We start from the raw sequence: 4,609 nt of genomic DNA on the forward strand, positions 1-4,609 counted from the left end.
GAAGAGCAGCCGGATATGGTTAATCAGCATATTCTAGATTTCTTAGTAAAATATAAATCATAACTAATAAATTATAAGTATCTTGAATTTAATAGTGTATATTATCGGTAAAGAAAAGCTGTCGAGCCAGGCGGCTTTTCTTTTTTTGCCATAATTTTAAGGACAAAACTATTGAGAAGTGGTATCATATACATAGAAACGAAATTATTCAATATAATAGAATGCAATTGATTACAATATAAAAGATTGCAATTGATGCAATATAAATCAGCGAGAATGCTGAACGTGTTTTTAGAATTAAACTCGTAGTATAAGAAATAAGGACACAACATGGATAATGAAAAGAATTTACGCATATTAAGTATTAATCCGTTTGCCTTGGCGCAGATGGATAATCCGACGGACGAGATGAAGTTGACCGCCCTACGCAAAAACGGTATGGTGCTGCAGTTCATCAAAAATCCGACGCCTGAAATGATAGATATAGCTCTGTCGAACGCTCCGCGGGCCATTCAGTACATTGAAAACCCGTCCCATGAGGTACTGGAACAAGTGGTAAGCAAAGGCTGGAATAATTTGGGCTTGATTGAAAATCCCGACGAATCGTTGATTCGCTTGGCCTTAGCCGAGTCGGGCTGGGCCATTCAATATGTAAAAGACCCGAGCGAAGAGCTTCAGATTTTGGCGGTCACGTCGAATTATGATGCCATCAAATTTATTGAGAACCCGTCCAAAGCGGTGCAGCTGGCTGCGGTGGGTCAGAATTATCAGGCTCTCAGCTATATTAAAGATCCGGTACCGGAAGCCATTGATTTGGCGGTCACGTTAGACCCTCAGGCGGTACGCTTGTTGGGGACGGTGACAGTGGACCAGGCACTCCATTTTATCGGCATCAGCAGTCTGATTACGAAGTATTTGCCACCGGATTACATGATTCCGTCGATTTACTTGGAAGAACGTTTGAAAGAAATTTTGGCTGATGAAAACACGAGCGAACAGTACGTGCGTGATTTACTTAATTGCACGTACATCGGCAAGCATAATAAAGGGTTTGAAGCGGATGTGGTCGGTCTTATCGATCAATTCGGAACTCAAAAAGCACGCCGTATTGCGGTAGATGAGCTTTTAAAATTCTAAAGACTTTTAATACGGCGCATCGCGGTTGATGAGCTTTTAAAGTTTTAAAGGTTTTTAATACGACACATCGCAGTTGATGAACTGTTGAAATTTTAATAGAGTTCGGACGCTTATATAAAAGCTGTCCCGGATGAAAATCACAATCGAAAATATATTAAATAAGGGAAAAGGAAAACATATATGAACTTTGTAGAAACAATGAGAAGTGTTGAGTTGGTATTATCGGCCGGTCAGGTACCGCTTTTAGTCGGTGAAACGGGAATTGGTAAAACCTCCTTGGCACATCGTTTGGCTGTAAAAAACGGCTGGTCGCTCGTAACCATCGACGGCAACTTATTAAAAGAAGGCGAAATCGGCGGTTTGCCGACGGTAGACAGCTTTTCACGAAAAATGAATGACGGCACGACGGTTACGGAAAAAGTGACAGTCTATGCCATTCACTATAAATTAAAACAGATTGCCGACTATATGGCGGCGGGGCAGCAGGTGCTCTTATTCATCGACGAAATCAACCGCTGTGAACATGCGGTACAGCAGGAGTTGATGAACCTTATTTTGAACCGTGAAATCAACGGTTTTAACCTTGGACATTCCGTACATATTGTAGCGGCCATGAACCCGACTAACAGCTACGATTACCAGACCGTTGAAATGGACGTGGCCCAGCAGAACCGTTTCGTGTGGCTCCAGATGGAGCCGGATTATATGCAGTGGCTCGATTGGGCGGCGGAAGCCAAATTGGAACCGATGGTTATGGAATTCATCAGTACCTATCCGGAATATTTGCACAAGATGAACGAAGACGATATTTACGCAACACCGCGTAGTTATGAACGTGTATCCGCGTTGTATGCCATGTACAAAGCGAATAAAGAGGCAGTCGGTAAAGATGTGTTCTTCAACGTTATTCGCGGTAATGTGGGTAAGGTGATTGCCCAGGAATTTGTGAGCTTCGTAGAAGCCGACCATGAACCGTTACTCACTTATGATGATGTATTTAACGGTGAAACTATGGCAGAATCCGTTCTTGAACGACTCAAAAAGGAAAGCCATACTCGTTTGTATTTGACGGCTAAAAACTTAATGCGCGTCATTGAACTGCGTGCGAACCAGTTGTTTGTAGACGATGCAGCGGCTCAGGCTGTTATTAATCGCTTTATGGACTTTTTAAAAGCCTATCCGGAAGATTTACAGATGGCTGTGATGAAGGATATCCGTAATACCTATCCGCGTTTTTATAAGGAAGCCATCAAAAATGATGAGTTCGTCAATAACTTCTTTGATTTACAGCGGAGCTTATAAGCTATGAATGGTGAAATAGATATTGTAACGCGGCGGACGTTAAAACCTGATTGGCAAGTCAATGCCGAAAAGGATAAAAACGGCGGAGCCAAGCTTGAAGCCGGCAACCTTAGTAATCAGGATCCCCTTGAAGCGGAACGCGTGGCTCTATTGGCGATTACCAAAAAACTGGTAACGGCTTGGCAGCAAGAGCGTGATGCGCTCCAACGGGCCCAGGAAATTAAGGATAATGCGTATACTAATTCCATCGGCTATGCCATTACGGAAGCGGCGGCGTTGGCTGCGGGCAAACGTGATTTGACGGCCGGAACGACCGATTTTACCGTCGATAAAGACTATGAAAACCGTTTTTTCAAACTTGTGTCAAAATTGAATTTGCGCCTTATCGAAAGCGATTCATTCTTCGGCTATTTCTTTTTACAGGTCGGTCAGGAATTGCGCTTTGGTATGACCAGCGGCACGGGCATTAATTTTAAAGGCAGTCGCTATGTGATGTACTTTAACCCGCTCATTTTTCTCGACATGACGCCGGCGCAAATGATTAGTTCCATTAAGCATGAAATTCTTCATGTGATTTCGCTCCATTTGGTGCGCGCTAAGCGTTTATATCAGCGGTACTCGCCACTTGCCATTAATCTGGCCATGGACATCGTGGTTAATAACTATATTGACCCATTGCCGCCCAATGCGATTGACGTAAAGTGGCTCAATAAGAACTTCGGCACTACCGTGGTGGCGTTTAAGCCACTAGAATATTATGTGGACGAGATTCAGGCACACATAGATATTGCGCGTGAAACAGACGGCGAAACGGAAGTGGAAGACAGCTTAAGTGATGCGGCTATGAGTTCGCCCGGCGTGGCCGAAGCCTTTGATATAGCCAACAGCCATGACCTTTGGAGCGAGTCCGATGAAGTGGATGGCGATTCCCAACAACAGCTGACCAATAAGATGGTGGAGAATTCTGAAAAAGGCGAATTGGCCGGGTATTTGTCGGGCCTTTTGAGTGATATGAAAAAACATCGGGCATCCTTGCCGTGGTCAGTCTACTTAAAACGCTTGGTCGGTTCCGTTGCGTGGGGGCATAAAAAAACGACTACTCGTCGTAGTCGTCGTCAGCCGGAACGATTGGAAATTCGCGGTACTTTGCGCAAGCGTCGTGCTAAAATTGTGGTTGCGCTTGATTGTAGCGGCAGTATTACGGATGGTGCTTTCCGTCAAGCCATGTTGGAAGTACTGGAAATTACCAAGGCTTATGATTTTGAAATTACCGTGGTGGAATGCGACAGTGTCATTCGCCGCACCTATCCGGTAAAAACCATGAACGATGTTGAGCCGCGTGTAACGGCTCGTGGTAGTACGCTTTTCACGCCGGTAGTTCATTATGCTAATCAAATGCAAGCGGATTTGCTCATCTACTTTACGGATGGTAAAGGTGAAAAACATTTGAAAGTCGATCCGAAGCATTATAAAATTCTTTGGGTTTTGGTAGGCGAAGAAGCTAAACTATCACTCAAGAATCCGTGGGGTCTCGTTAAACATTTGAATCAGACATTTGAAGATTATGATATGACTGTCGATTATGAACGGGTGGACGGTTTCTCCATGAATAACCAGGAAGGGTTCTCCATGGCCAATCAGGAACGGGATTGGGATAAATAAGATAATAAAATATGTGGGTTGAGTTTTTGTTGTTCTTCTTCGAGTATAAACTTAAAACATTATTTTTCTGCCACCGGTTTCCGGTGGCAGTTTTTTTGTCTTATTTATGCTTGTTTGATTTGTTATTTACAAATTGATTACCTTTTTATATAATCAACGTAATAAATGATGTAATAAATGTGAATGCTGTTTTCGGTGGAACTATATTCTTTAATCAGTTGAGGAGTGTTAGCATGAAACAGGCATGGATTAAATTGACAGTAATAAGCAAAACCGAATTGAACGAGTAACGACAGAAGGTATTCCCCTGTCTATTGCAGAAGATGATGCAATGGATTATGTGGACCTTCTTTTTTTACTACCAATATTGAATTAGAGGATAGTAAGGATATGGATTGGTATCGTGGATATACAAAACTGAAGAATAATAAATATTTAGTCTTTTTTTGTATAAGTGTTTTAATAATATTTTTTTTTGGTTAATTGTACAATGAAATTGAACACATAA

General features: G+C 42.5%; 3 protein-coding genes. All 3 read left to right on the forward strand.

All coding sequences use genetic code 11. From position 1 onward, the window contains the following. The first annotated feature begins 330 nt into the window (after nt 1-330). Nucleotides 331-1,137, forward strand: a complete 807-nt coding sequence (locus tag QZL64_RS06640) for a hypothetical protein (RefSeq protein WP_021841230.1) — start codon at nt 331-333, stop codon at nt 1,135-1,137. Nucleotides 1,138-1,317: 180 nt separating this feature from the next. Continuing rightward, nucleotides 1,318-2,439, forward strand: a complete 1,122-nt coding sequence (locus tag QZL64_RS06645) for an AAA family ATPase (protein ID WP_021841231.1) — start codon at nt 1,318-1,320, stop codon at nt 2,437-2,439. Nucleotides 2,440-2,442: 3 nt separating this feature from the next. Then, the gene (locus tag QZL64_RS06650) at nt 2,443-4,101 is read left to right on the forward strand and encodes a vWA domain-containing protein (RefSeq protein WP_021841232.1); all 1,659 of its coding nucleotides are present in this window, start codon (nt 2,443-2,445) and stop codon (nt 4,099-4,101) included. The last annotated feature ends 508 nt before the right edge of the window (nt 4,102-4,609 follow it).

The sequence above is a fragment of the Veillonella sp. CAG:933 genome (assembly GCF_000431435.1).
In the GTDB taxonomy this organism is placed as follows: domain Bacteria; phylum Bacillota; class Negativicutes; order Veillonellales; family Veillonellaceae; genus Veillonella_A.

Coding starts and splice junctions, on each gene's coding strand:
- QZL64_RS06640 (WP_021841230.1), top strand. CDS start 331: ATGGATAATGAAAAGAATTTACGCATATTAAGTATTAATCCGTTTGCC.
- QZL64_RS06645 (WP_021841231.1), top strand. CDS start 1,318: ATGAACTTTGTAGAAACAATGAGAAGTGTTGAGTTGGTATTATCGGCC.
- QZL64_RS06650 (WP_021841232.1), top strand. CDS start 2,443: ATGAATGGTGAAATAGATATTGTAACGCGGCGGACGTTAAAACCTGAT.